Annotated in this window: 1 protein-coding gene; it reads left to right on the top strand. The window is 39.6% G+C overall.

Features of this window, described 5'->3' with window-relative positions; genetic code table 11:
• The coding region (locus tag EZH24_RS13475) for a zinc-binding dehydrogenase (RefSeq protein ID WP_137999495.1) at positions 1 to 427 on the top strand (427 nt) is incomplete at both ends.

The following is a 427-nucleotide window of genomic DNA, read 5'->3' as shown; positions in this document are numbered from 1 at the left end:
TGGCTGTTCAATACGCGGTTAAACTTGGAGCTGATGTGACAGTTTTCGATATAACGGAAGATAAGAGAGAGGACGCTTTAAATATGGGAGCGGTTAAATATGTGAATGTCAATAATCCAAGCGATTTGCAAAACCTCGATAACACTTTAAATTACATAATAAGCACGATACCCGCAAGATACGATTTAAATATGTATATGGCGATGTTGAAGAGAGACGGAGAGATGGCGGTTTTGGGACTTACTCCAGTTAATCCAGTGCCGAGCATAAATATATTAGAATTGCTTATAAACGGAAGCAAAAAAATATTCGGTTCTGCGATAGGCGGAATAAAAGAAACACAAGAGATGCTCGACTATTCCGTTGCCAATAATATTTATCCCGAAGTTGAGATTATCAAAGCCGAGCCTCGAGCGGTAGAAGAAGC

It is taken from the genome of Brachyspira catarrhinii (assembly GCF_005518285.1).
In the GTDB taxonomy this organism is placed as follows: Bacteria; Spirochaetota; Brachyspiria; order Brachyspirales; family Brachyspiraceae; genus Brachyspira; species Brachyspira catarrhinii.
This window is presented reverse-complemented; position numbering and strand designations above follow the sequence as displayed.